Origin of the sequence: Bradyrhizobium sp. OK095 (genome assembly GCF_900109945.1) — a bacterium.
In the GTDB taxonomy this organism is placed as follows: domain Bacteria; phylum Pseudomonadota; class Alphaproteobacteria; order Rhizobiales; family Xanthobacteraceae; genus Bradyrhizobium.
Genome location: NZ_FOBX01000028.1, coordinates 1 through 24519 on the forward strand (window position 1 = coordinate 1; position 24519 = coordinate 24519).

General features: G+C 64.9%; 27 protein-coding genes and 1 other RNA gene. 10 read left to right on the plus strand and 18 right to left on the minus strand.

Translation table 11 applies throughout. The features are described 5' to 3' along the window. The 5 genes from BMW89_RS37645 to BMW89_RS36590 all read right to left on the minus strand — a co-directional run. A partial coding sequence (locus tag BMW89_RS37645; protein WP_143062837.1) for a DUF4372 domain-containing protein occupies positions 1-211 on the minus strand: 211 nt, incomplete at its 3' end. A 148-nt stretch (positions 212-359) separates the two neighbouring features. Further along, the gene (locus tag BMW89_RS36570) at positions 360-1829 is read right to left on the minus strand and encodes a methyl-accepting chemotaxis protein (protein ID WP_092035186.1); all 1470 of its coding nucleotides are present in this window, start codon (positions 1827-1829) and stop codon (positions 360-362) included. Positions 1830-2290: 461 nt separating this feature from the next. Then, positions 2291-3130 carry a sterol desaturase family protein gene (locus BMW89_RS36580; RefSeq protein ID WP_092035188.1) on the minus strand — a complete coding sequence of 280 codons (840 nt, stop codon included), beginning with the start codon at positions 3128-3130 and terminating at the stop codon, positions 2291-2293. A 9-nt stretch (positions 3131-3139) separates the two neighbouring features. Continuing rightward, entirely contained in the window at positions 3140-3445 is a 306-nt protein-coding gene (locus BMW89_RS36585; RefSeq protein ID WP_244547784.1) for a cysteine rich repeat-containing protein, read from the minus strand. 78 nt (positions 3446-3523) lie between these two features. Further along, positions 3524-3745 carry a hypothetical protein gene (locus tag BMW89_RS36590; protein WP_092035189.1) on the minus strand — a complete coding sequence of 74 codons (222 nt, stop codon included), beginning with the start codon at positions 3743-3745 and terminating at the stop codon, positions 3524-3526. A 187-nt stretch (positions 3746-3932) separates the two neighbouring features. Between BMW89_RS36590 and BMW89_RS36595 the strand changes: the two genes are divergently transcribed. Both BMW89_RS36595 and BMW89_RS36600 read left to right on the plus strand, forming a co-directional pair. Next, on the plus strand, positions 3933-4655 hold the full coding sequence (locus BMW89_RS36595) for a response regulator (RefSeq protein WP_092035190.1): 723 nt from the start codon (positions 3933-3935) through the stop codon (positions 4653-4655). After that, positions 4655-6004 (plus strand): sensor histidine kinase, encoded by a 1350-nt coding sequence (locus BMW89_RS36600; protein WP_092035191.1) that lies wholly within the window; start codon positions 4655-4657, stop codon positions 6002-6004. Before BMW89_RS36595 ends, BMW89_RS36600 begins: the two co-directional genes overlap by 1 nt. A gap of 3 nt (positions 6005-6007) precedes the next feature. On the opposite strand, the gene BMW89_RS36605 is transcribed toward BMW89_RS36600, so the two are convergent. From BMW89_RS36605 to BMW89_RS36645, 9 genes are all read right to left on the minus strand, one after another. Then, on the minus strand, positions 6008-6517 hold the full coding sequence (locus tag BMW89_RS36605) for an Lrp/AsnC family transcriptional regulator (RefSeq protein WP_092035192.1): 510 nt from the start codon (positions 6515-6517) through the stop codon (positions 6008-6010). A gap of 97 nt (positions 6518-6614) precedes the next feature. Then, positions 6615-7532, minus strand: a complete 918-nt coding sequence (locus BMW89_RS36610) for a sugar kinase (protein ID WP_092035193.1) — start codon at positions 7530-7532, stop codon at positions 6615-6617. Positions 7533-7551: 19 nt separating this feature from the next. Further along, positions 7552-8490: an NAD(+) diphosphatase gene (nudC, locus tag BMW89_RS36615; RefSeq protein WP_092035194.1), complete on the minus strand. Its 939-nt coding sequence runs from the start codon at positions 8488-8490 to the stop codon at positions 7552-7554. Positions 8491-8501: 11 nt separating this feature from the next. After that, positions 8502-8918 (minus strand): HIT family protein, encoded by a 417-nt coding sequence (locus tag BMW89_RS36620; protein WP_177196582.1) that lies wholly within the window; start codon positions 8916-8918, stop codon positions 8502-8504. A 187-nt stretch (positions 8919-9105) separates the two neighbouring features. After that, positions 9106-10233, minus strand: coding sequence for a muconate cycloisomerase family protein (locus BMW89_RS36625; RefSeq protein ID WP_092035195.1), 1128 nt, complete (start codon positions 10231-10233; stop codon positions 9106-9108). Continuing rightward, positions 10230-10985, minus strand: coding sequence for an SDR family NAD(P)-dependent oxidoreductase (locus tag BMW89_RS36630; RefSeq protein WP_092035196.1), 756 nt, complete (start codon positions 10983-10985; stop codon positions 10230-10232). The genes BMW89_RS36625 and BMW89_RS36630 overlap by 4 nt, the downstream gene beginning before the upstream one ends. Next, positions 10985-11779 (minus strand): amino acid ABC transporter ATP-binding protein, encoded by a 795-nt coding sequence (locus BMW89_RS36635; RefSeq protein WP_092035197.1) that lies wholly within the window; start codon positions 11777-11779, stop codon positions 10985-10987. Before BMW89_RS36635 ends, BMW89_RS36630 begins: the two co-directional genes overlap by 1 nt. Continuing rightward, entirely contained in the window at positions 11776-12438 is a 663-nt protein-coding gene (locus BMW89_RS36640) for an amino acid ABC transporter permease (RefSeq protein WP_092035198.1), read from the minus strand. Before BMW89_RS36640 ends, BMW89_RS36635 begins: the two co-directional genes overlap by 4 nt. Before the next feature lie 101 nt (positions 12439-12539). Continuing rightward, the gene (locus tag BMW89_RS36645) at positions 12540-13394 is read right to left on the minus strand and encodes a transporter substrate-binding domain-containing protein (protein ID WP_092035199.1); all 855 of its coding nucleotides are present in this window, start codon (positions 13392-13394) and stop codon (positions 12540-12542) included. A gap of 183 nt (positions 13395-13577) precedes the next feature. On the opposite strand from BMW89_RS36645, the gene ffs reads away from it, so the two are divergent. From ffs to BMW89_RS36670, 5 genes are all read left to right on the plus strand, one after another. Continuing rightward, positions 13578-13674, plus strand: an RNA gene (gene ffs, locus BMW89_RS36650) — signal recognition particle sRNA small type. A gap of 93 nt (positions 13675-13767) precedes the next feature. Beyond that, positions 13768-15612: a DNA polymerase III subunit gamma/tau gene (locus tag BMW89_RS36655; RefSeq protein ID WP_092035200.1), complete on the plus strand. Its 1845-nt coding sequence runs from the start codon at positions 13768-13770 to the stop codon at positions 15610-15612. 27 nt (positions 15613-15639) lie between these two features. Next, positions 15640-15960: a YbaB/EbfC family nucleoid-associated protein gene (locus BMW89_RS36660; RefSeq protein ID WP_092035201.1), complete on the plus strand. Its 321-nt coding sequence runs from the start codon at positions 15640-15642 to the stop codon at positions 15958-15960. A 1-nt stretch (position 15961) separates the two neighbouring features. Then, positions 15962-16564 (plus strand): recombination mediator RecR, encoded by a 603-nt coding sequence (recR, locus tag BMW89_RS36665; RefSeq protein ID WP_092035202.1) that lies wholly within the window; start codon positions 15962-15964, stop codon positions 16562-16564. 26 nt (positions 16565-16590) lie between these two features. Next, positions 16591-17028, plus strand: coding sequence for a hypothetical protein (locus BMW89_RS36670; protein WP_092035203.1), 438 nt, complete (start codon positions 16591-16593; stop codon positions 17026-17028). Positions 17029-17044: 16 nt separating this feature from the next. Here BMW89_RS36670 and BMW89_RS36675 read toward each other — a convergent pair whose 3' ends face one another. Then, complete coding sequence (locus BMW89_RS36675; protein WP_092035204.1) at positions 17045-18409, minus strand: AmpG family muropeptide MFS transporter; 1365 nt, start codon at positions 18407-18409, stop codon at positions 17045-17047. A 75-nt stretch (positions 18410-18484) separates the two neighbouring features. Next, positions 18485-19684, minus strand: coding sequence for a DNA recombination protein RmuC (locus BMW89_RS36680; RefSeq protein ID WP_177196583.1), 1200 nt, complete (start codon positions 19682-19684; stop codon positions 18485-18487). A gap of 171 nt (positions 19685-19855) precedes the next feature. Between BMW89_RS36680 and def the strand changes: the two genes are divergently transcribed. The 3 genes from def (at position 19856) to truA (ending at position 22260) form a co-directional block, all read left to right on the plus strand. After that, on the plus strand, positions 19856-20380 hold the full coding sequence (def, locus tag BMW89_RS36685) for a peptide deformylase (RefSeq protein WP_092035206.1): 525 nt from the start codon (positions 19856-19858) through the stop codon (positions 20378-20380). Between the two features lie 207 nt (positions 20381-20587). After that, on the plus strand, positions 20588-21523 hold the full coding sequence (gene fmt, locus BMW89_RS36690; RefSeq protein WP_092035207.1) for a methionyl-tRNA formyltransferase: 936 nt from the start codon (positions 20588-20590) through the stop codon (positions 21521-21523). Beyond that, positions 21523-22260: a tRNA pseudouridine(38-40) synthase TruA gene (gene truA, locus BMW89_RS36695; protein WP_092035208.1), complete on the plus strand. Its 738-nt coding sequence runs from the start codon at positions 21523-21525 to the stop codon at positions 22258-22260. Before fmt ends, truA begins: the two co-directional genes overlap by 1 nt. A gap of 188 nt (positions 22261-22448) precedes the next feature. Here the strand turns inward: truA and dapE are convergent, their stop codons facing one another. Together dapE and BMW89_RS36705 are read right to left on the minus strand one after the other, a co-directional pair. Further along, positions 22449-23615, minus strand: coding sequence for a succinyl-diaminopimelate desuccinylase (gene dapE, locus BMW89_RS36700; protein WP_092035209.1), 1167 nt, complete (start codon positions 23613-23615; stop codon positions 22449-22451). After that, positions 23612-24265, minus strand: coding sequence for a DUF805 domain-containing protein (locus BMW89_RS36705; RefSeq protein ID WP_177196584.1), 654 nt, complete (start codon positions 24263-24265; stop codon positions 23612-23614). Before BMW89_RS36705 ends, dapE begins: the two co-directional genes overlap by 4 nt. Between the last annotated feature and the right edge of the window lie 254 nt (positions 24266-24519).

Sequence of the window (24519 nt, forward strand, 5' to 3'; positions counted from 1 at the left end):
AATGATCCCAGCTCGTGAACGACTTGTCGTAGGCGTCCCCGTCCACACCATCCACAGCCGTTCGAAATTGCCGCCGATTGATCGGTTCAAGGAGCTTGCCAAAAATGCTATCGTTAAATCGCATGCCCGGTCCCTTTCTGAGTCTCGACAACCAGAAAGTACCGGCTTCATGCCGGTTAAACTGGGCATGCTCCGCGGCATAGTGAATCATTCCCCGGACAGCCCTGCGTTCTTACGGGGAGAGGGGTGGGGTGAGGGGCTCTCTCCACACGGGCGGTCGTCGATAGACCTGTACCCCCTCACCCGGATCGCAAGCGCGATCCGAGTTCTCCCCGCAAGCAGGGCGAGGTAAGTGCGGCCTACGCCGTCCGCAGCGAGCCCAGGAAGCCGTCGACCTCGGCCTTGAGACGTTCGGACTGCGATGACAGTCCGGCTGCGGCCTGGTGCATCTTCGAGGCGGCCACACCTGCTTCATCGGACGCCTTGCTGACGCTCGCGATGTTGTCGTTCACGTCGCGGGTGCCGGTGGCGGCCTGCTGGAGGCTGCCGGCGATCTCGCGCGTCGCCAGGCCCTGCTGATCGACGGCGATCGAGATCTGGCCGGAGATCTCGTCGATCTCGGCAATCGTCGCGCCGATCGCCTGGATGGCGTTGACGGCATCGCTGGTCGCGCCTTGGATGCTCTGGATCTGTGCCGAGATCTCCTCGGTGGCCTTTGCGGTCTGGTTCGCCAGCGCCTTGACTTCGCTCGCAACCACCGCGAATCCCCTGCCATGTTCGCCGGCGCGGGCCGCTTCGATGGTGGCATTCAGCGCCAGCAGATTGGTCTGGCTCGCGATGTTCTGGATCAGGGTGACGACTTCGCCGATCTTCTGCGTGCCGCTGGCAAGGCCCTCGACGACCTGATTGGTACGGCGGGCCTCATCCGCCGCCCTGGCCGCGATTTCGGCGGAGCGGGCAACCTGTTGCGTGATGCTGCTGACCGATGCGGTGAGCTCCTCGGTCGCGGCGGCGACCGTCTCGACATTGCCCGAGGCCCGGTTCGAGGCTGCGGCCGCAGCGGCGGTCTGGCTCGCGGTATCCGCGCTGTTGCTGCTCATCGACGACGACAGGTGCTGCACCTCGCCGGCAGCCACCGCGACCGCGTCGACGATGCCGCCGATGCTGCGTTCGAAATTGCTTGCGAGCCGTTGCTTGGCCGCCTCGCGCTCCTCCTTGGCGCGCTGCTCGACATCGCTGCGCTCGCTGTTGGCGCGGGCTTCCGCCGCCATCGCAGCCTGCGCCTGGGCCGTCTTCACGGCCGTGGTCTCAAACAGCTCCTGAAGCTTGTGCGCCAGCGCGATCAGCACGCCGGCCTCGATCAGCAGGATGATGGCGTGCAGGACGACGCGGCCGAAATCGGAACCGCCGGGATAGATCGCCGCGGGCAGCAGGAAGTTCAGTGCGATGTGATGCAGCGCGACCGCAACCGTCGCCGCGGCGATCGCACGATAATCGCAATAGGCGACGATGCACGCCAGCGCGGCGAAGAAGTACATGTGCATGTCGATCTGCCAGGGGTTTCCCTCGAACTGGTAGGTGAACATCGACACGCCGCTCATGAGGGCGACGGAGAACACGAGGCGCGTGGAGAGGCCGTTACCCGACAGGCGCCAGGAGAGGGTCGCGGCGAGCGCGAAGATCGTCATGAAAATTGCGGGGATGAGCCACGCCTTGCCGAGCGCCAGCCCGATCGTCACGCTGATCGGCACGTGCAGCCAGAGCACCACGGCGAGGATCTTGCTGGTGGTCTGGCGCAGCGATTCCAGTCCGTCGTTCTCGACAATCATGTCATCCTCTCCAGGACTTAAGGGACTATCTGCCAATGCATGCTGACACCGCTTGCGCGTCCATCACGAACCATGCGCCGGCCTCGCGGAGGCGGGATAGTCCGTCATGGTCATCCGGGCGGACGACGAGGAGGGTGGGAAGGGCGGTTGCCCCAACGATCGCCGCTTGTGCTGATCCCGCGGCCTGAAACACCTGCTGCGTGCCCCACCAGGGCGGAAACGCAACTGCGACGACTGTCGAGCCCGGACGAACCTGTAAGGTGAGGATTGCAACTGCGATCCAGCCTGCGAGCAGCAATGCTGCCGCATTCGCCCAGGCGGGCCACCGCCGGGACGGAATCGCCGTTTTCCCCTCCATGCCGCAACGATAGGCGACCGGACCTAATTCTCGGTAAATGCCCGGTTAGGGCATCCTCGTAGGACTACTGTCCGCATGCCGCGCTCGGTGGTCAGCGGGAGATCTAGCCGCCTGGCGGCCCGAACAGCGCGCGCAGTTTCGCGCGCGCGCCGCGCGCCCTCCAGGCATCGCTCAGCATCACGGTCCATTCGCCGAGCGCGATCTGGATCGGATTGAAGGACGGCGCGCCGCCGACGAGGCCGAATCGGAGTGGCTGATCCGACGGCCGTGCGGCAAAGGTGCCGAAAAGACGATCGAACACGATCAGGATACCGCCGTAGTTCTTGTCGAGGCACGGCGCGTTGCAGGCATGATGCACGCGATGATGGCTCGGTGTGTTCAGCACCCATTCGAGCACGCCGAGGCGCGGTGCGAAGTCGCTGTGGACGAAGAACTGGTAGAACAAATTGATCCCGAGCATCGACACGATCGCGAAGGGATGAAAGCCGATCAGCGCAAGCGGCAGGAAGAACAAAAAATTGCCGGAGATATTGCCGGTCCAGCCGAGCCGGATCGCAGCCGTCAGGTTCAGCCGCGTCGTCGAGTGATGCACGGCATGTGTCGCCCACATCCAGCGGATGCGATGCGAGGCGCGATGTTGCCAATAGTAGAGAAACTCGCTGCCGAAGAACAACCCGGCGAGTGCGAGCGGGTTGGCTTGCGCGAAGTCGAACAGGCGGTGCTCGTACAGAAACGCGAATGGCACGGCGAGAATGCCGGCCTCCACGGCGCGCAGCAAATTCTGTCCCAGCGCCACGCCGAACGACGCGACGCTTTCGCGCCAGTCGTGGGTCTCGCGGTGCGCGAGCCGGCCGATGCCGTATTCGAGCAGCATCAGGCCGATCGCCGTGGCGAGGATCACGTGACGAAGCGTCGGATCGATCAGGAGCGATGCCGTGCTCATCGCATCCTCCTATTTCGGTGCGACGCCGGCCGTGATCGCGCGATCCCGGAGCGATTGCGCGCGGGGCATCATTTGCGCGCAGGCGGCGCTGAGCTGGTCGGGGTGTCCCTTCAGGCAGGCGAGGATGCGTCCGCCGCCCGGGGTGACGTCACTGCACAGGCGATCGTAGTCCGCACTACAGGCCCGCAGCACGAGCCGCGCCTCGCTGCGCATGTCGGCGGGCACCTGCGCCTGCGCAACGGACGCAAAGGCGACGATGGCGAGCGAGGCGCCTGCGGCACGAATGATTGGCAATGACGGGATGGTCCTGGACATTTTGGCTCCTGATGGCTTTGCGACAATGGAAGTGAGCCGCCGCCGCGCGGGGCAGGCGCGGCGACGGCCCGGCCCGCCTCAGCGGGAGACCGTCCCGGTGCGGGTGTAGGTGTTGCCGGCCGGGCCGGTGCGGGTGACGTTGCGCGAGCAGCTTCCGTTGGCGCAGCCGCCCGTCGCGGTGACGCTGGAGGTGCCGCGGGGGCCGGAGCCGGTCGCCGACCGCGTCCAGGCATTGGCGTCGGCCGCGGCGGCGACGGAAAGCGCGCCGATGACGAGGGTGGAAAGAAGGAGTTTGGTCATGGTCGTCGTCTCCTTGACGAGTGGCGGCTGCCGTACGTGGAAGCCATGCGAGGAGACTGGGCTTGCTGCGTTGATGCCGCTTCGCCGGGGTGAAACGATTGTTATGGCTTTGTCGGACGCGTGTAACAGTGTGTAACAAGGCTGCCCGCGGACTTGCGCCCGCCGCGATGTCATCCAGAATGCGGCGATGAATGCGCAAGCAGCCACGATTCTCATGGTGGAGGACGATCCCGAGATCAGCCGCCTCGTCGCCGACTTCATGCGGCGCGAGGGGTTCGAGGTCGCTTGCGTCGGCGACGGCAAGGCGATGGACGCGATGCTCCAGCGCCTGCGGCCCGATCTCGTGATCCTCGACCTGATGCTGCCGGGCGAGGACGGGCTTTCGATCTGCCGTCGCTTGCGCGCCGACGATTCCATCCCGATCCTGATGCTTACCGCCAAGAGCGACGAGATCGATCGCGTGGTCGGCCTCGAGATGGGCGCCGACGACTATCTTACGAAGCCATTCGGTCCGCGTGAGCTTTTGGCGCGGGTTCGTGCCATCTTGCGCCGCTCGAATGGCACGCCGGCAAAGCCTCTGGTCCGCCGCTTTGCGTTCGACCGCTTCGTGATCGATCTCGATGCGCGCAGTGTGGAGACGGCTGAGACCGAGACCGCGGCGCTGCAACTGACCAGCGCGGAGTTCGACCTGCTCTCCTGCTTCGTGCAGCGGCCGCGCCGGGTGCTCACCCGCGATCAGATCCTCGATTGGACCCGCGGACGCTCGGCGGAGCCGTTCGACCGCACGGTGGACATGCTGATCTCGCGGCTGCGCCGCAAGCTCGATGGTGCGAGCCCCGGTTCCAACCTGATCACGACGGTGCGCAATGGCGGCTATCTGTTCACCACGACCGTCAAGCAGGTGTCGTAATGCTGCGCGTGACGCTCGCGGCCCGGCTGGCGCTGATCGGGTTGATCGGATTCACGGTGGTGGTCACCGTCGTGGTCGCGATCGTCTACCGCACTACGGTGCACGAGAACGAGCTGACGCGGCCGTCGCCGGCGCGCATTGATGCGCTGGCAACCCTGCTCGAACGCACCGCCGCCGATCAGCGGCAATCGGTTCTCGATGCGGTGTCATCGCCGCAGTTCCTGGTGCGCATTGCGCCGTCAGGCGTGCCGGTCAGCGGCGAGACGCCGGAGCAGCAGCAACAATTGCGCGAGACCTATGCGGCGGCTCTTGCCGGGCGTCCCGTCGAAATCGTATCGCCGCCCGATCGTCGCGTCGCGCGCCTGTTTCCCCGCATCGCGCGGCTGATGGCCAATGCGATCGAGTTCCGCATCGGCCTGCGCAGCGGCGAGTTGCTGATCATCGACGCCTATACCCGCCTGCCGGTCACGCCGCTCGGTCTGCCCGTCGGCTTCGGCGCCGGCCTGTTCGGATCGATCGTGGCGCTGCTGGCGCTGCTCGTCATGCAGCGTGAGACGCGGCCATTGGCGCGGCTCGCCGCGGCGGTCGATCGCGTCGATCTGTCGACCGATCCGCCGCCGCTGCCGGACGCAAAGCGCAGCGCGCCGGAAATCCGGGCCGTCATCGCCGCGTTCAACCGGTTGCAGGGGCGGCTCGCGGAGATGCTGCGCGCGCGCATGACGCTGGTCGGCGGCATCGCCCATGATGTCAGGACGTTTGCGACCAGGCTGCGGCTGCGAGTCGAGCACATTCCCGATGATGCCGAGCGGCAGCGGGCGGTTGCCGACATCGACGACATGATCCGGCTGCTCGACGACGCGCTATTGTCGACGCGGGCGGGCGCCGGCGGCCTGTCGCAGGAAATGATCGAGCTTGCTGCGCTGATCGCTGCCGACGTGCACGACCGGCGCGTGCAGGGCGCACCGGTCGATCTGGTCACGGACGAGCGTGCGCGGAATGTGGTCGTGCTCGGCGACCGGCTGGCGTTGCGCCGTATCCTTGCCAACATCATCGACAACGCGCTCGCCTATGGGCACGAGGCGCATGTGCGAACGACCCTGAAGGACGGTGCCGTCGTCGTGTCGATCGATGACGAGGGACCGGGCATTCCGTCGGATCAGCGGCAGACCGTGCTGGAGCCGTTCCATCGGCTGGAGAAGTCGCGCAATCGCGCGACCGGCGGCGCCGGCCTTGGCCTCGCCGTGGTGCGCAGCCTGGTCGAGGCGCATGGCGGGACCATCGAAATAGCCGCGGCCCCCGACGGGGGCACGCGCGTCAATGTCGCGCTGCCGGTGTTTCAGCCGGCATGAGTATCAGGCCGCCACCACCGCCGGAATAGGCAGCGCGGTGACCGACTTGATCTTCTCCATCGCGAAGCGCGAGGTGACGTTCTTCAGCGGCACGGCGCTGATCAGCTTCTTGTAGAAGATGTCGTAGGCCTGCATGTCCGCGACCACGACGCGCAGCATGTAGTCGACGTCGCCGGCCATCCGGTAGAACTCCATCACCTCGGGCATGGCGCTGACGGCGTCGGCGAACTTCTTCAGCCAGGCGTCGGAATGATCGGAGCTCTCGACCGACACGAACACGGAGATGCCGAGGCCGATCTTGTTCTGGTCGACCAGGGCCACCCGCTTGATGATCACGCCATCGGCCTCCAGGCGCTGGATACGTTTCCAGCAGGGGGTCGAGGACAGGCCGACGCGATCTCCGATTTCGGCAACGGACAGGGAAGCATCGTCCTGGAGGACCATCAGGATCTTGCGATCGATGGCGTCGAGGCGGCGGCTGGTCTCGGGGAGCTGGACAGCGAGGTCAGTCATTTGAAGAACTTTGTTCCATTTCATGGGCTGATTTCCCTGATATATAGAAAATCCTTCCACATCAAGCCTATAATCTCGGCTCATCCATGGAATCGCTCTAGAGCTGGTTTTGTAAAAACCCTTCAACTTCAATGCGTTGCGGGGCGGCCAAGCCGCCGCCATGGCGGGTGCATTTCAGCGCTGCGGTGGCCGCGGCGAATCGCAGCGCCTCCCGCACCGCCGCGCCTTCGGCGAGGCGAAGCGTGAAGGCGCCATGGAAGACGTCGCCGGCGCCGAGCGTATCGACCGCCTGAACCGCGAACGCCGGTGTCTCCTCCAGCTCCCCCGCCGCGTTCAGCCAGATCGTGCCGCGCGGGCCGCGGGTGGCGGCGAGGAAGGCCGGTGTCAGCTCCGCGAGGCGCTTCAAGGCCTCGCCGTCATCGGCGATGCCGGCCGTTTGCTGCACCTGTTCGCTGGCGAACAGCAGATGCGAGGCCGCCGTCAGCAGGCCGTCCTGCAACGACATCGCGCGATCGACGCCGACGATGACGGGAATGCCGCGTAGGCGCGCCTCGGAGCAGAGGTCCACGCAGAACGATGCGCAGCGGCTTTCGACGAGGACCGCCTGACAATCGGCGAGCATGTCGTCGGCGTCAGGCAGCTTCAAGGTCCACAGAGCGGGGTCGCGATAGATGGTCAGCGTCCGTTCGCCTGTTACGTCGATCAGGATCGTCGAGACTGGCGTGGTCAAGCCCGGCATACGCACGATATGGCTGGTGTCGATGCCTTCCTGAGCCATCTGCGCGAGAATGAAGCTGCTCGACGTCTCCCCTGCATCGCCCATCGGCCCCGCGAACGAGACGCGGCCGCCGAGCCGCGCGATGGCGATCGCTGCGTTGAGCGCGTTGCCGCCGCAGATCTCGGCGAGATGCGTAGCGTTCGCCTTGCTGCCGCGCTCCGGCACGGCCTCGACACGAAAAATGAGGTCGCGCGCGGGAATGCCGATGCAGAGGATGCGTGGCGCGATCTCGGCCATCGACGCTCTCAGCTCGAGCTCAGCTCTTGTCGTGCACCCAGCGGCCGAGCAGATGATGGGCAATCGCAAACGGATGCGGGCCGGCGAGCCCGTCCGGATGCGTCCGCGTCAGCATCAGGGCAGCCTCCTCGCGCGTAAACCAGCGCGCATCCTCGAGCTCGGAATGGTCGACGACGATGTCCTCGCTCACGGCCCGCGCGCTGCAACCGATCATCAGCGACGACGGATAGGGCCAAGGCTGGGTCATGTAATACTGCACGTCGGTGCAACGGATGCCGGACTCCTCGAGGATCTCGCGGCGCACCGCGTCCTCGATGGTCTCGGCGGCTTCGACGAAGCCGGCGAGACAGGAATACATGCCCGGCGGAAACTGCTTCTGGCGGCCGAGCAGGCATTTTTCGCCGGAGGAGACGTGCATGATCACGACCGGATCGGTGCGCGGGAAATGCTCGGCCTTGCAAGCAGGGCATTCGCGCTTCCAGCCGCCTTCCGTCATCGCGCTGCGCGTGCCGCAATTGGCACAATAGCCGTGGCGCTGATGCCAGCCCACCATCGACTTCGCCATCGCGATCGCCGAGAGTTCTTGCGGCGGGATCGCGCCCTGCATTGCCATGCCGCGCAGCTCGGTGACGGTGTAGTCCTCACGGCCAATCAGCTTCTCGGCCGCGGCCTGCGGCATGCCCATGCCGAACACCGCCGCGCCGTCGCGCAGGCCGAGAAAAATCGTGCCGGGATTGGCGCCGCACTTCGTCGCTTCGTCGATCGAGAGTAGCGCACGCGTCTTGTCGCCCTCGCGCTTCACCAGCAGCGAGTCGCGATAGACGACATAGGCGCGCGAGGACGGCTTCTGCTCCATCGCGAACAGCTTTTCGTTGTCGCGGCGCAGATGCGCGGCGCGGTCGAGGACGTTGGTGACGAAGGCCGGCTGTCCCAGCGGAAACGAAGCGAATGCTGACATTTCTTGTTCTTTCAACCCAACCAGATTTTTCGGCGAAGCGCGCTGATGAAATTTTGCACCTCGGTGGCGTCATGCGCCAACGGTTTCATTACGCCCCAGACCGGCCGCGGCCAGGCAGCGTCACTGGTCCGCCGCGCGATGATGTGGACGTGAAGCTGCGGCACGAGGTTGCCGAGCGCCGCAATATTGAGCTTGTCGCATTGGGTAATCTCCTTCAGCGCGCGCGAGACGCGGGAGATCTCGGTCATGAGCTGCGCCTGTTGCACCTCGTCGAGATCGATGATCTCGACCGCGTCGCGTCGTGGCACCAGCAGCAGCCAGGGGTAATGCGCGTCCTTGATGACCAGCACCTTCGACAGCGGTAGATCGCCGATGTCGATGGTGTCCTCTTTCAGGCGGGAGTGCAGCGACCAGTCGGGTTCGGGCATATGCGTTTCCGGATGGCCCGACGGTGTCGGGCGTGTTTGGCCGGACCATACGATACGGAGTCCCAGAGGGGAAGGATGGGAGCTGCATATGCGATCGTCGTCCCGGACAAGCGTAGCAAAGCGGAGCGCCGATCCGGGACGATAGTTGCGGTTGTGGCGGCGCCAGCGGCTATGCTGACAGCGGAGCTTATGCCTCCGCCAAGACCCGCGCATTGGCGCGGACCGAGGCCTCGCTGACACGAATCCCAAGCCCCGGGCCGTCCGGCACCACCACATGGCCGCCGCGGTTCGCAATGCGCTCTTCCAGCACGTCCTCGGTCAGGACGTGATGCGGCATGTAGAATTCGCAGCCGAGCGAGATGCCCGGTGTTGCCGCGATCAGCTGCGTGCCGGCGGCAAGCCCGATGCCGCCTTCCCACAGCGTGCCGCCATAGCCGGGCAGGCCGGCGATGTCGGCAATCGCCATGATCGCCTGCGCCTCGAACAGGCCGCCGGCCTTCATCAGCTTGATCGAGACGGCGTCGGCCGCCTCGCGGCGCACCACCTCCATCATGTCGCGGCGATCGAAACAGCTTTCGTCGGCGAGCACGGGCGTTTCCAGCGCCGCGGTGAGCTGCGCCATCACGTCGAGAAATTTGCGCGGCACCGGCTGCTCGATGAAGGTCGGCGCGAACTGCTCGACATCGCGCAAAATCTTGATCGCACCGAACGGCGCCAGCGCCTGGTTGTAGTCGACGCGCAGATCGACCTTGTCGCCGAATTCTTTCCGGATCGCTTCGAGATGGTCGAGATCCTCGCGATGCGGTTTGACGCCGGTCTTGACCTTGTAGATGACATTGCCATCAGGAACCATTTTCCGCATGCGTTCGAGATCGGCGGAAAAATCCGGATCGGCAATCGAGAAGGAGAGCGGAATGGTGTCGCGCACACGCCCGCCGAGCAGGTCAGCGACCGACAGCCCCGACGATTTGCCGACGATGTCGAGCAGCGCCATCTCGATCGCAACTTTTGCTTCGGCATGGCCGACCAGCGCGCGATCGAGCTCCGCCATCAGCGCGCGGATGCGGCGCACGGGCTTGCCGAGCACGATAGGCCGAAGATAGATGTCGAGCGCGGAGAACGCCGCTTCCGGTGTTCCCGTAAAAACCTCCCACGGCGCGGCTTCGCCCCAGCCGATCACGCCGTCGCTCGCGGTGAGCTCGATCAGTACGCGCTTCACCGTACCCTTGACGTTGCCGACGCCCTGGAGGCGCGCCATCTTGATCGGGCTTTCGATCAGGAACAGCCTGAGACGTTGGACGGTTGCTTCGGTCATGTCAGGCCTCCATCGACGTGCCAGACCTGGCCGGTGACGTAAGATGCTTTTGGGGATGCCAGGAAGGCGATGATCTCGGCCACTTCCTCCGGCCGCCCGCGGCGGCGCATCGGGATCAGCGCTTCAGTCGCTGCGATCTGCTCGGGCGAGAGCCGGCTTTCACTCGGCTTGTCCTTGACGATCAGGCCGGGCGAAACCGCGTTGACGGTGATGCCGTCTTTCGCAAGCTCGACCGCGGTGAGCCTCACCAGCGCTTCCAGCGCGGCGCGGCTCGCGGCCGTGGCCGCGAAGGGTGCGAATTCTGGCCGGATCGCGTGCGCTACGAAAGAGGACACCGCGACGATCCGCGAGTCTTGCCCCGCACGCAGGAGAGGAAGCGCGGCGTCGACAAGCCGCGTGAACGCGAGCGCCGATTCATCCATCGCCTGGCGGAATTGATCTGCCGGCGTGCCGATCGCGCTGCCACGGCGGGCGTGGCCCCCGACCAGGATCAATCCGTCGAGCCTGCCGAAAGCACGTTGCACGGCAGCGATGGCGTCGGTGACAGCTCGCTCCTCGCCGAGATCGCCGAGGCACTTTGCGACAACAGCACCTTGCGCTTCGGCTTCCGCGGCGGTGGCGTCGAGACCTTCCGCGTTCGAGCGCGTGTGCAGCAGCAGCGCCGCACCGGGCGCTGCGAGCAGTTTTGCGGTGGCGCGGCCGATGCCGCTGGCGGCACCGGTGACGAGATAAACGCGGTCGATATCAGGCATCAGGATACTACGTTGGCCGGCGGCAGCGCGCCGGTGCGGTGGAAATGGCTGAGGAAGGCGCGCGTCGCGGCTTCCTGCGGATTGTCGATGACTTGTCGCGCGGGGCCTTCCTCGACGACCACGCCGTCGCGCATGAAGATGAGGCGGTCGGCGACTTCGCGGGCGAAGGTGATCTCGTGGGTGACGATCACCATGGTCATGCCCTCCGAGGCCAGCTGCTGGATCACGTTCAGCACCTCGCCGACGAGCTCGGGATCGAGCGCCGACGTTGCCTCGTCGAACAGCATCACGTCCGGCTCCATCGCGAGCGCGCGTGCGATGGCAACACGCTGCTTCTGTCCGCCCGAGAGCGTCGCCGGATATTGGTCGGCCTTCTCTGCAAGACCCACTTTGGCGAGCTGCGCTCGTGCCAACTTCTCGGCGTCAGCCTTGGCCATGCGCCGCACGGTGACCGGGCCCTCCATCACGTTCTGGAGCGTCGTCATGTGCGGGAACAGATTGAAGTGCTGGAACACCATGCCGGTGGTGGCGCGGAATTTTGCCAGTGTCTTCACGCCTGGCAGCTTCGAACCGTCGCCGAACGCAAAGCTTGTATCGCCGACACGGACGCTGCCGCCGTCAGGCACGACCAGCAGATTGATGCAGCGGAGCAAGGTCGACTTGCCCGAACCGGATGGGCCGATCAGCGCGACGACGCCGCCCTTGGCGACGTCGAGGCTGATGCTCTTCAAAACCTCGTTGCTGCCAAAGCTTTTGCGAAGGCTGCGGATCTCGATTTTTGACGTCTCGCTCATTCGCCGACCGCCAGTCGCTTCTCGCCGCGGCGGACGAGGATGGTGAGTGGGATCAGGATTGCCGCATAGGCGACCGCGACGGCGGTGTAGGTCTCCAGCGGCCGGTAGCTGTCATGGGCCGCGACCTGGCTCTGATAGACCAGATCAGGCACAGCGAGCACAGAGACCAGCGAAGTGTTCTTGAACTGGATGATCGACTGGTTCATCAACGCCGGGATCATGCGCTTGATCGCCTGCGGCAGCACGATGCGGCGCATGCTCTGGCCTGGCGTCATGCCGAGCGCGGCGCCGGCTTCGGACTGGCCCTTGTCGATCGAGATGATGCCGCCGCGGATGATCTCCGAATAGAACGAGCCGCCATAGAGCGAGAGCGCCAGCGCCGAGGCCGTGATCGGCGTCATGTCGATGCCGGCCAGGATCGGCAGCGCGTAATAGAACCAGATCAGCTGCACCAGAATCGGCGTGCAGCGGAACGCCTCGATGAAGGTGAGTGCGATCATGCGCACCGCCTTGAAGCGCGACAGGGTGCCGAAAGCGCCGAACAGGCCGAAGACGAGACCGAGTATGACGATGACCACGGTAAAGCCGACGGTGACGCCAAGCCCGTTGAGAAAGAGCCAGCGATAGCTCCAGAGGATGCCGAAGTCCCACTGATACATGCGTGTTTAACTCGTACCCGATGTCAGTCCCCGGGCCAGACGTGGATGGCCGGGACAAGCCCGGCCATGACGGTGTGGATAGTTCAGGCGCTCATCACGCCTTACAACGAAACGCCCGGCGGAATGTCCGCCTCGGTCACGCCCACCAGCTCCATATTGGTGATGATCGCGTTGCGGATGAAGCCGAGGCCCTTGTTGAAGTCGATCCAGGTGTTGACGTAGTCGCGCCAGGTCTTGTCGGTCTCGCGGCGGAAGCCGGCGTTCGACGTCGTCGCGAAGATCGGCGTCGGCAGCACGAATTGGCCGAGCGAGGGGTTCTTCTTCAGCACCGTCAGCGACAGCATGGTGATCAGGCACTGCGCGTCGACACGGCCGGTCTGGAGCGCGGCGGTGGCGTCGTCGGCGGTCTTCAGGCGCGAGATCTGCGCCTTCGGCGTCAGGCGGCTGACGACCTGGTCGTGCGACGAGCCCTGGTCCACGGCAATCTTGACGTCGGGCGAGTTCAGCTCGGCCCAAGACTTCGGCTTGAAATCCTTCTTGCAGAGGATGCCGAAGGCGTTGTTGAAGACCGGCACCGAGAAATCGATCACCAGCGCGCGCTTCGGGGTCGGGTTCAGGCCGAAGAAGATGTCGATCTTGTTGGACTGGAGATCGAGCACTGAATTGCCCCAAGTGGTCTCGGTGATGTCGAGCTCGGCTTCCATGTCGTCGGCGAGCGCCTTGGCGATGTCGACGTAAAAGCCCTTCCACTGGCCGCTGGAAAGATCCTTCATGTAATAGGGCGCGCCGCCGCCGACGGCGCCGATCCGCATCTTCTTGGTACGGCGGATGCGGGCGAAGGTCGATTCGTTGGGATCGGCCGCCTGGGCTACGGCCGGAGAGGCCAGCGCGCTCGCGGTCACCGCGCCGATGGCGCCAAGTCCGACAATCGATGCAACATCACGACGTGTAACCATTAGGATCAATCGCTTCTCTGGTTGGATGGAGTTCCGGCAGCGTTCTTACCAAGGCGGCCATGCTAGCGAAAGCACAGCCTATTGGCTGGGCAGATCAGGAATTGCCCGGATGCTGGGCAAGATCAAGTTCTTCAAGGTGATACCCGCTTGCTTTCCCGCCCTTTTGGCCCCAAATAGGCACCGGGAGATTGGCGGTGGACGAGCCACTCGCCAATCGGGTCAGGTCCGGAAGGAAGCAGCCCTAACGAGATCCGGATCGGGTCGCTCGTCAGTCTCCTACTTGTTTTTTGAGCGAATTGCGCCGGCAGGCTTCCCGCCAGCGCGCTCCTTTCCGCAAAAGCCGGCCGAGAGAGATTTCATTGCGGATCGACCGATGACCGACGCTGGCGTCCCTCCCAATTCTGACAGCGCCGGCCAGGCTGCTAACGCGCCTTACCGGGTGCTGGCGCGCAAATACCGCCCCTCCTCATTCGACGATCTGATCGGCCAGGAGGCCGTGGTCCGCACTGTCTCGAACGCATTCGAGACCGGGCGCATTCCGCAGGCCTGGATCCTCACCGGCGTCCGCGGTGTCGGCAAGACCACCACGGCGCGTATCCTTGCCCGTGCACTCAACTACGAGATGCCGGATGGTTCGGTGAAGGGCCCGACTGTCCACATGCCGACCTTGGGCGTGCATTGCCAGGCGATCATGGAAAGCCGGCACATGGATGTGCTGGAGATGGACGCGGCCTCGCATACCGGCGTCGACGACGTCCGCCAGATCAATGACAGCGTGCGCTATGCGCCGGCCAGCGCCCGCTACAAGGTCTACATCATCGACGAAGTCCACATGCTGTCGACGGCGGCGTTCAACGCCTTCCTGAAGACGCTGGAGGAACCGCCGGAGCACGCCAAATTCGTGTTCGCCACGACGGAGATCCGCAAGGTTCCAGTGACGGTGCTGTCGCGCTGCCAGCGTTTTGACCTGCGCCGCGTCGAGGCCGATGTGCTGATGAAGCATCTCGCCAATATCGCGGCGAAGGAAAGCGTCGAGATCGAGCCGGAAGCGCTCGGCATCATCGCGCGCGCCGCCGAAGGCTCGGTGCGCGACTCTCTGTCGCTGCTCGACCAGGCCATCGCGCATGCGGCAGGCAATGTGAAGGCCGATGCGGTCAGGCAGATGCTGGGGCTCGCTGATCGTACGCGTGTGATCGACCTGTTCGATTCGCTGGCGCGTGGCGACATCGCAGCTGCCTTCAAGGAGTTCCGCGACCAGTACGATGTCGGCGCCGATCCCATCGTCGTGCTCTCGGACCTTGCCGAATTCGTCAATTTCGTCACCCGCGTGAAGATCGTGCCGGCAACTGCCGACAACGTCGCCTATGGCGAGACCGAGCGCGTGCGTGCAAAGGATTTCGCCTCAAAAATCTCGATGCGCGTGCTGTCGCGGATGTGGCAGATGCTGCTCAAGGGCATCACCGAAGTGCAGGCCGCGACGCGACCGGCTGCTGCCGCCGAGATGGTGCTGGTGCGCATCGCCTATGTCGCCGACATGCCGACGCCGGACGAAGCGCTCAGGATGCTGGAGCAGAACGGTGGCGGTTCGCCTGTCGTGAGCGGCGGAAGTGCTGCGCGCAGCGGCGCGCCGGCCGCGCCGATGGCCTCCGCGGCGCCGGTTGCTTCTGCTGCGCCGGTTCGCATGCCGAATTCGTCGCCATCTGCGTTCGGCGGTGGTGCCCGCCCGCAAATGGTGGCGCCCGCGCCGGATCCGCAAGCTGCGGCAGCCCCCCAGCTCCGCATCACGAGCTTCACCGAGCTCGTTGCGCTCGCCAGCCAGAAGCGCGATGTGATGACCAAGGGCGCGCTCGAAGGCGACATGCGCCTCGTTCGTTTCGAGGAGGGCCGGCTGGAAGTCGCGCTCGAGCCGAACGCCTCCAAGACCATGATCTCCGAGCTTGCGCGTAAGTTCGAGCAGTGGACCGGCCGCCGCTGGACCGTGATCGTCTCAAATGAACAGGGACAACCGACGCTGCGTTCGGTGAACCAGGCAGCGAAGCAGGAGCATGCGCGTTCCGCCGAGGCCGATCCGCGCGTGCAGGAGGTGCTGTCGCGCTTCCCCGGAGCGAAAGTCGTCGAGGTCCGCAGGCTTGCCCCCGAGGTGCCGGAATCCAATATTAACGCTGACTATGGCACTGACGATCCGCCCGACGGTTCCGACGCCGACGACGATCTCTAGAGCCGACCCTCCCAAGGACAGACACCCATGGCTGATTTTCTCGGCATGATAAAGCAGGCGGCGCAGCTGCAATCCAAGATGCAGGAGATGCAGGAGCAGCTTGCCAACGTGGAGGTCGAAGGCATTTCCGGCGGCGGTCTCGTCGCCGTGCGCATGACCGCCAAGATGGACGTCAAGGGCGTCAAGATCGATCCCTCGCTGATGAAGCCTGAAGAGAGCGAAGTTCTGGAAGACCTGCTCGTCACCGCCTTTGGCGATGCCCGCCGCAAGGCGGAGACGGCGATGCAGGAGAAGATGCAGTCGCTCACCGGCGGGCTCGGCCTGCCGCCGGGGCTGTTCGGCCAGTAATATGGGCGCGGTTGCAGGTCCCGAAATCGAGCGGCTGGTCCAGCTTCTTGCGCGCCTCCCGGGCCTTGGCCCGCGCTCCGCGCGGCGCGCGGCGTTGCATCTGATCAAGAAGCGCGAAGCGCTGATGATGCCGCTGTCCTCGGCCATGCAGGTTGCGCTCGAAAAGGTTCAGGTCTGCAAAACCTGCGGCAACATCGACACCCAAAATCCCTGCACGGTCTGCACCGATCCGAAGCGCGATGACGCGATCATCGTCGTCGTCGCCGACGTCGCCGATCTCTGGGCGCTGGAGCGCGCCAATGCCACTCAAGGGCGCTATCACGTGCTGGGCGCGACCTTGTCGCCGCTCGACGGCGTCGGACCGCAGGACCTCACCATCGACGCGCTGGTGGCGCGTGCCCACGCCGCAGAGGTGCACGAGATCATTCTTGCGCTGAATGCGACAGTCGACGGCCAGACCACCGCACATTACATCACCGACCTGCTTCAGGACGCCAACGTAAAAGTAACCCGGCTGGCCCATGGTGTGCCCGTCGGTGGCGAGCTTGATTATCTCGACGAAGGTACGCTATCGGCCGCCATGCGGCAGCGGACCCTGTTCTAGCCATCCAGACTTACGGAACGGACCACATGACGAAACTTTTCGCCACCCGCCTGGCTTTGGCCGCGACGATGCTGCTGCTGGTGAGCCCGGCCATCGCCGCGCAGCAGGACAACGAGGCGCCGCCGGCGCCCAAGCCCGGCAAGCTGATCAACACCGGCGAGGTGCTCTCGGGCGAGCTGAACGCAATGAAGGTGCGCGACGTCAAGAACGCCGGCAAGCGGATTGCGATGTATCAGATCACCTCTGAGCCGCGCCGTCTGCCGGCGCCGAACGGGCTGTGCAATCTCGAGACCGGGCCTGAGACCTTCCAGCTCGTTCCCAGTGGCGATGCGCAGGCCGCGCAGCTGAAGACGTTCGCCGGCAAGGAGATCTCGGTCAAGGTCGACGAAATCGCCTGCGCCAGCGATCCCGGCCAGATGAGCGAAGCCGTGATCACGAAGTGGAGCCTGATCAAGAAGCAGTAGGGGAGACGGCGTCGCGTTACACCCGAACCGGCCCCAGCGCCTCGAAATGCCCGCGCTTCTGCAGCCAGGTCAGCAGCACCAGGCTCGGGATCGCCACCAGCACACAGATCACGAAGAACAGCGGCCAGCCGGTCGTATCGGCCACGAAGCCGGCGCCCGACGACAGATAGGTCCGCCCCACCGCCGCAAGCGCGGTGAGCAGCGCATATTGCGTCGCCGTGTGCAGCGGGTTCTGGCAGAGCGCCGAGAGATAGGCGACGAAGATCACTGTGCCGATGGCGCTGGTGAAATTCTCGGCGCAGATGGCGAGCGCCAGCGCCCATTGATTGGTGCCGACCACGGCGAGCCAGGAGAAGGTGAGGTTGGCCAGTGCCTGCAACACACCGCCGATCCAGAGCGATGTCGCCAGCGGATAGCGCCGCGCGACAAAACCGCCGGCGAAGCCGCCGATCAGCGTTGCGGCGAGGCCGACGCCCTTCACGATCGCCGCATAATCGTTACGGGTGAAGCCAAGGTCGATCACGAACGGCGCCGTCATGGTGCCGGAGAACGCATCGGTGAACTTGAACAGCACGACGAAGGCGAGCGCGACGGCTGCATCCTTGCGCGTCAAAAATTCCGAGAAGGCGCCGATCGCTGCGTGCAGCACGCGCGTGAATGCGGTCTCGGTTTGCGTCACCGCCTCCGCCCGCACCGATTGCTCGGGCTCGGTCGCGGCCAGTGCGGTGATCGTCCCGATCAGCACCATCGATGCCATCACCACATAGCCCCACATCCAGGCCGAGGTGCGCGTGATGCCGGTGCTTTCGAAGCCGGAGACGACGAACAATGCGCCCGCGGTCGAGACCAGCATGCCGATGCGGTAGGCCGCAACATAAGCCGCCATGCCCGCGGCCTGCTCGCTCTCGGGCAGGCTCTCGACGCGGAAGGCGTCGACCACGATGTCCTGCGTCGACGACGTCGTCGCCACCAGCAGCGCGCCGAGCGCGACGTAAAACGGAGAGCTCGCGGGGTCGGTGAGCGCCAGCAGCAGGATCGCGACGATCAGCAGCAATTGCGAGAACAGCAGCCAGCCGCGCCGCCGCCCGAAGGCGCGGGTGAACAGCGGCACATGCAGCGCGTCCACCAGCGGCGCCCACAAAAATTTCAGCGTGTAGGGCGTGCCGACCAGCGCAAACAGCCCGATGGTCTTGAGATCGACGCCGGCTTCCCGCATCCACACTAGCAGCGTCGACCCCGACAGTGCCAGCGGCAGTCCCGAGGAGAAGCCGAGGAACAGCACGATCAGCACCCGCGGTTGCAGGTAAACAGCAAGGCTATCACGCCAGGAGGTCGCGGGAGCGGAGGGTGCGGCAGGCGAGGTCGCGTCGGGTGCGGTCATGGCGAGGTGTTAGCAGATTCTGGCCGTGATGCCTCGTCTCCCTCTCCCCGTTCTTACGGGGCGAGGTAAAAAACCTCACTCCCCCGCCTGGAGCTTCCGCGGGAACAGCTCCGGCGCAACGGTTGCCGCAAGATGCGGGCCTTCGGGCGCATCGGTCTTGCTGAAATCCAGCTCCTCGATCCGCCCGGCGCGCTTCTCGATCTTGTCGGCGGAGATCAGGATCTGGCGGACGTCCTCGTTGGCGTCGGCAAAATGCTTCTGCAATTTCAGCACGCGGTCCCTCAGACGACTTAGATCGTCGCCGAGCTTGATCACTTCGGTCTGGATCTGGTCGGCGGCGTCGCGCATGCGCGCGTCTTTCATGATCTGCTGCATCACCTGGATCGCGAGCATCAGCAGCGAGGGCGACACCAGCACGACCTTGGCGCGATAGGCCTTCTGGATCACGTCGTCGAAACCGTCATGGATCTCGGCGTAGACCGATTCCGACGGCACGAACATCAGCGCCATCTCCTGGGTCTCGCCGGTGACGAGATATTTTTCGGCGATGTCGCTGACGTGCTTCATCACGTCGCCGCGCAGCCGCTGCGTGGCGATGCGCTTCTCCTCGTCGGTGCGGGCGTCGTGCAGCGCGGTCATCGCTTCAAGCGGAAATTTGGCATCGATGCAGAGCGGGCGCTGGTCGGGCAGGAACACCACGCAGTCCGGTCGCTTGCCGGTCGAGAGCGTGAACTGGAATTCGTAAGCACCCTTCGGCAGGCCGTCCTGGACGATCGCTTCCATTCGCGCCTGGCCAAAGGCGCCGCGCGACTGCTTGTTGGCGAGCACGTCGCGCAAGGTCGTCACTTGCGTGGTGAGGTCGGTGAGGTTCTTGTGCGCGTTGTCGATGATGCCGAGCCGCTCGTGCAGCGCGCGCAGGCTCTCCATGGTGTTGCGGGTGGTGCTTTCCATCGACTGGCCGACGCGGTGGGTCACCGAATCCAGCCGCTCGTTGACCGCCCGGGCCATCTCGGCTTGCCGGCCGGCCAGCGCCTGGGTCATGGCGTCGGCCCGTCCGGAGGCCTCGCTCTGGCCGTGCAACACCTGGCTCAGGCGTTCCTCGAGCTCATCGGCACGGATGGCATTGGCCATCGCGAGTTCCGCGCCACGCCGCCCGGATCGCGCGATCACGACGGCAATCACCGCCAGCAGGATGAGGACGAGGGCGCCGAAGCCGAGCAGCGCATCGATCGTGCGCACCGGCCAGTCGCCAGCTAGGAAAATGATCTCGTTCATGCCCGTACTTCTAGCCGATTCGCCTGAAGGCACGAACGAATAGCGAACATTTATGGTTAATAGCCCGCTAATTTTTATGGTTAACGAAACCTGAAGTTTTATGGTTAGCGAACCCTTAACGGAGTTCCTGGCCGCATTGACCGCATCCGGCTTGCGGCTTAAATCGCCGCCATGGCCCTTAGAGAAATCATCATCCTGCCCGACAAGCAGCTGCGTCTGGTCTCCAAGCCGATCGAGAAGGTCACGACGGAGATCCGCAAGCTTGCCGACGACATGTTCGAAACCATGTACGACGCGCCCGGCATTGGCCTGGCGGCGATCCAGATCGCGCAGCCGCTGCGGCTCATCACCATGGATCTGGCCAAGCCGGACCAGGATGGCGAGACCAAGCCGGAGCCGCGCGTCTTCATCAACCCCGAGATCATCGCGTCCTCCGAGGACCTGTCGGTCTATGAGGAAGGCTGTCTGTCGATCCCCGAATATTACGAAGAGGTCGAGCGTCCTGCGAAGGTGCGTGTGCGCTACACTGATCTGGACGGCAAGGTGCGCGAGGAGGACGCCGAAGGCCTCTACGCCACCTGCATCCAGCACGAGATCGACCATCTCAACGGCGTGCTGTTCGTCGACTATCTGTCAAAGCTCAAGCGCGACCGCGTGATCAAGAAGTTCGAGAAAGCCGCCAAGCGCGCGGAGTAAGGTTTAGTGCTGCCTCGCACTCCCCTGCGCTCCCTCCCCCCTTGCGGGGGAGGGCGGGGGAGAGGGGTAGCCCAGCAAACGGTGTTCCCTAACTTGCGGAGTACCGCGAACAGCGCGCCCGCGCTCACGCCGAGAGAGCGCGTCGTGTGGCACCCCTCTCCCTAACCCTCCCCCGCAAGGGGGGAGGGAACGTACCGAGTGCTTGTCATGCCCCTCCGCCTGATCTTCATGGGCACGCCCGATTTTTCCGTGCCGACGCTGCTCGAGCTGGTCTCGCACGGCCACGAGATCGTGGCCGTCTACACCCGCGCGCCAAAACCCGGCGGCCGGCGTGGTCTGCAATTGCAGCCGACCCCGGTTGAAGAAGCTGCGCGAAAACTCGGCGTGCCGGTGCTGACGCCGAAGACGCTCAGGACTCCGGAAGCGCTGGACGAGTTTCGCGCATTTGAGGCCGATGCGGCCGTCGTCGTCGCCTATGGCATGATTCTGACGCAGGCGATCCTCGATGCCCCAAAGCTCGGCTGCTACAATCTGCATGCTTCGCTGTTGCCGCGCTGGCGCGGCGCTGCGCCCATCAACCGTGCGATCATGGCCGGCGACGCCGAGAGCGGCGTGATGGTGATGAAGATGGACGTCGGCCTCGACACCGGCGACGTCGCCATGGCCGAGCGTCTGGCGATCACGGACACCATGACCGCGGTCGATCTGCATGATCGTCTCTCCCGGCTCGGCGCCGACCTGATGGTGCGCGCGATGGCCGGGCTCGCCCGCGGCGGGCTCCAGCTCAAAAAACAGAGCGAGGACGGCGTCACCTATGCCGCCAAGATCGACAAGGCCGAGGCGCGCATCGACTGGAGCAAGCCTGCGCGCGCCGTGTTGCGCCACATCCACGGTCTGTCGCCGTTCCCCGGCGCCTGGGCCGAGCTCGGCGGCGTCAGCGAGAATGCGCGCGTCAAAATCCTGCGCTGTGAGCTCGCGAAAGGCGCAGGTGCGCCGGGCGAGGTGCTCGATGATCAGCTCGCCATCGCCTGCGGCGAGGGTGCGATCCGTATTCTCGAACTGCAGCGCGAAGGCAAGGCGCGGATGCAGGCCGTAGACTTTTTGCGTGGCGTGCAAGTGAAGCCGCCGATGCGGCTGGCCTGATGCCCCGCTACAAGCTCATCATCGAATATGACGGCGCGCCGTTCTTCGGCTGGCAGGTGCAGGACACACTGCCCTCGGTGCAGGGCGCGCTCGAAGCGGCCGTGAAGGCGATGACCGGCGCGGATCTGCGGGTTCACGGTGCCGGCCGCACCGATGCCGGCGTGCACGCGCGCGGCCAGGTCGCGCATGTCGATATCGAGAAGCAGTTTCCGCCGGGCCGCTTTCGCGATGGCCTCAACGCGCATCTGCGTCCGCATCCGGTTGCGGTGCTGGAGGCCGAGATCGTGCCCGACACTTTTGAGGCGCGCTTCTCGGCCATCAAGCGCCACTACCGCTACCGTGTCGTCAACACCCGCGCCAATCTTGCCCTCGACATCGGCCACGCCTGGCGCGTGCCGCGCAAGCTCGATGCCGACGCGATGCATGCGGCTGCGCAGCGTCTGCTCGGCAAGCACGATTTCACGACATTTCGCGATACCGAGTGCCAGGCCAAATCGCCGGAGAAGACGCTCGACCAGCTCGACGTGTTGCGCGACGGTCGCGAGATCACCATCATCACCTCGGCGCGCTCGTTCCTGCACAGCCAGGTGCGCTCGATGGTGGGATCGCTGGTCTGGGTCGGCGACGGCCGCTGGACCGCGGACGATCTCTCCGCAGCGCTGCAGGCCCGCAACCGCGCCGCCTGCGGCATCGTCGCCCCGCCCGACGGGCTGTATCTGGTGAAGGTGGATTATTGAGGGGCGGAGAGGGGAGCGTACGCTCTCGCCATGTCCACCGCTGTCATTCCCCGCGAAGGCGGGGAATCCAGTACGCCGCGGCCTCACGGCTGAATAACTGTGGTCTCGGAATACTGGATCGTCCGCCCCAGTGCGCAATTGCGCACAAGGCGGACGATGACGGCGGAGAATGTGGCGGGAATGGAAAGCTAGGCAAAATACCGCGTCAAAATCCCGCGATACACCTGCGTCAGCTTCTCCAGATCCGTCACCGGCACGCGCTCGTCCACCTGATGCATCGTCTGCCCCACGAGCCCGAACTCGATCACCGGACAATAGCTGGAGATGAATCGCGCATCCGAGGTGCCGCCTGACGTCGACAGCTCGGGCTTGCGGCCCGTCACCTCCTCGATCGCCGACACCGCAAGTTCGGTGAACGGGCCGGGCTTGGTCACGAACACGTTGGAGTTCGAGGGCTCCCAGACGATGCGGGCGCGGATGCGGTTGCCGCAGGCTTTTGTCAGCCGCGTCTCGACCAGCTCGCGCAGGCTCGCCTGCGTATGATTGTCATTGTAGCGGATGTTGAATTTTGCCCGCGCCTCGCCGGGGATGACGTTGTTGGCCTTGTTGCCGACGTCGACCGAGGTGAATTCGAGGTTGGAGGCCTGGAACTGCGCGCTGCCGTGGTCGAGCGGCTCGTCGGAGATTGCCACGATCAATCGCGAGATATCAGGCACCGGATTGGCGGCGCGATGCGGATAGGCGACATGGCCCTGCACGCCGTCGACACAGAGCGTGCCGGATTGCGAGCCGCGGCGGCCGACCTTGATGGTGTCGCCGAGCGTCTCGACATTGGAGGGCTCGCCCAGCACGCAATGATCGAATGTCTCCCCGCGCTCGGCAGCCCATTTCAACAGCTTGATGGTGCCGTTGATGGAGACGTCCTCCTCGTCGCCGGTGATCAGGAACGAGATCGAGCCTGTTCCGTCGCTGCGCGGCTTGCCGTCATTGGCCGCGAGATGCTCGAGCACCGCGGCGACCGAGCAGGCAATGCCGCCCTTCATGTCGACCGCGCCGCGGCCGTGCAGAAAACCGTCCTTCACCTCGCCGGAGAACGCACCGACGCTCCAGGCGCTCTCGTCGCCCGGTGGCACCACGTCGGTATGGCCGGCGAAGGTGATATGCGGGCCTTCGGTGCCGATCCGCGCATAGAGATTGTCGACGTCGGCGATGCCTTCCTCGCTGAACGTCACGCGGTGGCAAATGAAGCCCGCTGCGTTGAGGGCTGTTTCAAGCACCCCGAGTGCACCGGCGTCGGCCGGGGTTACCGAGGGGCAGCGGATGAGATCGCGGGCAATCGAGAGAGCATCGGTCATGCGCTCCGCTTAACATGCATGCCGCCGGGTGGGCTAGCGCTGGGCGGGACAATTTCGATCTCGCGGCTCTGGTCCCAGCTTTTCGCGGGGGGTGTGGAGTCGGCTTCGATCTCAGCCAGTGGATCAGGGCCGAACCGATTGCTCCCCGAAGTGCCAGACGCAATGAACAATTCGATAAAGCCCCACAGCCACAGCGCGTGAACGGCCAGGTCGAACAGAACGAACGAGGCGGCGTCGGGGAGAAAAGCCCGGAGCAGAAGACCCCAGAAATGAAACAGCAGATTGGGGACGAAGAAGAAAGGAATGATCCACCAGCCGCTTCTATCGCGATCGTGCAGCCGTTTGATCGCGGTCGCGAGATAGATCCAGAGAAACAGCGAGGTGCCGAGGACCTTGAGGATCAGGGTCGGACGGTCGGCGGATGGCAGCAAGCGATAGGCTCGCGGGTCGACCACCTTGAAGAGGTCGTCCAGACCGAAGTCGAAATCGATGTCGAGCTTCAAGGTGGATCTGGTCCCTTCGAGGATCCCGATGACCTGACCGACGATCTCCAGCAAGCCCGCCAGCAGCGCGACGATCAGCAGCGCTTGCCACAGCAGGGCGCGGTTGATGCGGCCGTCGAAGCGGAAGAGATACCAGGTCCAGTCCATGCGAAGGGGCTCCGGGCGGGAGCGGCCGCCCGGAAATTGGTCGCGATGGAGGGAAGGAGGGTTCGATGAGGCGGGCTGGCGCCGCAGGTCACCTCTCCCCGCCTGCGCAGGGCTGTCCGGGGAAACTCAGCCATAGCAGAACTCGATCTGGCCGGGGAGTTTGCAGGATTGGCGGCGGCTGGGGTTGATGGGCGGGGGCTTGTCGATCGTGGCAAGGGCTCGGCGGGTGAACAGAAGCTGGCCGACGAGTTCGG

Coding starts and splice junctions, on each gene's coding strand:
- BMW89_RS36635 (WP_092035197.1), bottom strand. CDS start 11,779: ATGAGCGAGACGTCAAAAATCGAGATCCGCAGCCTTCGCAAAAGCTTT.
- BMW89_RS36610 (WP_092035193.1), bottom strand. CDS start 7,532: ATGGCCGAGATCGCGCCACGCATCCTCTGCATCGGCATTCCCGCGCGC.
- def (WP_092035206.1), top strand. CDS start 19,856: ATGGCCCTTAGAGAAATCATCATCCTGCCCGACAAGCAGCTGCGTCTG.
- BMW89_RS36625 (WP_092035195.1), bottom strand. CDS start 10,233: ATGACCGAAGCAACCGTCCAACGTCTCAGGCTGTTCCTGATCGAAAGC.
- BMW89_RS36605 (WP_092035192.1), bottom strand. CDS start 6,517: ATGACTGACCTCGCTGTCCAGCTCCCCGAGACCAGCCGCCGCCTCGAC.
- BMW89_RS36595 (WP_092035190.1), top strand. CDS start 3,933: ATGAATGCGCAAGCAGCCACGATTCTCATGGTGGAGGACGATCCCGAG.
- BMW89_RS36655 (WP_092035200.1), top strand. CDS start 13,768: ATGACCGACGCTGGCGTCCCTCCCAATTCTGACAGCGCCGGCCAGGCT.
- BMW89_RS36675 (WP_092035204.1), bottom strand. CDS start 18,409: ATGACCGCACCCGACGCGACCTCGCCTGCCGCACCCTCCGCTCCCGCG.
- recR (WP_092035202.1), top strand. CDS start 15,962: ATGGGCGCGGTTGCAGGTCCCGAAATCGAGCGGCTGGTCCAGCTTCTT.
- BMW89_RS36645 (WP_092035199.1), bottom strand. CDS start 13,394: ATGGTTACACGTCGTGATGTTGCATCGATTGTCGGACTTGGCGCCATC.
- BMW89_RS36570 (WP_092035186.1), bottom strand. CDS start 1,829: ATGATTGTCGAGAACGACGGACTGGAATCGCTGCGCCAGACCACCAGC.
- fmt (WP_092035207.1), top strand. CDS start 20,588: ATGCCCCTCCGCCTGATCTTCATGGGCACGCCCGATTTTTCCGTGCCG.
- BMW89_RS36670 (WP_092035203.1), top strand. CDS start 16,591: ATGACGAAACTTTTCGCCACCCGCCTGGCTTTGGCCGCGACGATGCTG.
- truA (WP_092035208.1), top strand. CDS start 21,523: ATGCCCCGCTACAAGCTCATCATCGAATATGACGGCGCGCCGTTCTTC.
- BMW89_RS36630 (WP_092035196.1), bottom strand. CDS start 10,985: ATGCCTGATATCGACCGCGTTTATCTCGTCACCGGTGCCGCCAGCGGC.
- dapE (WP_092035209.1), bottom strand. CDS start 23,615: ATGACCGATGCTCTCTCGATTGCCCGCGATCTCATCCGCTGCCCCTCG.
- BMW89_RS36640 (WP_092035198.1), bottom strand. CDS start 12,438: ATGTATCAGTGGGACTTCGGCATCCTCTGGAGCTATCGCTGGCTCTTT.
- BMW89_RS36585 (WP_244547784.1), bottom strand. CDS start 3,445: ATGTCCAGGACCATCCCGTCATTGCCAATCATTCGTGCCGCAGGCGCC.
- BMW89_RS36660 (WP_092035201.1), top strand. CDS start 15,640: ATGGCTGATTTTCTCGGCATGATAAAGCAGGCGGCGCAGCTGCAATCC.
- nudC (WP_092035194.1), bottom strand. CDS start 8,490: ATGTCAGCATTCGCTTCGTTTCCGCTGGGACAGCCGGCCTTCGTCACC.
- BMW89_RS36680 (WP_177196583.1), bottom strand. CDS start 19,684: ATGAACGAGATCATTTTCCTAGCTGGCGACTGGCCGGTGCGCACGATC.
- BMW89_RS36620 (WP_177196582.1), bottom strand. CDS start 8,918: ATGCCCGAACCCGACTGGTCGCTGCACTCCCGCCTGAAAGAGGACACC.
- BMW89_RS36705 (WP_177196584.1), bottom strand. CDS start 24,265: ATGGACTGGACCTGGTATCTCTTCCGCTTCGACGGCCGCATCAACCGC.
- BMW89_RS36580 (WP_092035188.1), bottom strand. CDS start 3,130: ATGAGCACGGCATCGCTCCTGATCGATCCGACGCTTCGTCACGTGATC.
- BMW89_RS36590 (WP_092035189.1), bottom strand. CDS start 3,745: ATGACCAAACTCCTTCTTTCCACCCTCGTCATCGGCGCGCTTTCCGTC.
- BMW89_RS36600 (WP_092035191.1), top strand. CDS start 4,655: ATGCTGCGCGTGACGCTCGCGGCCCGGCTGGCGCTGATCGGGTTGATC.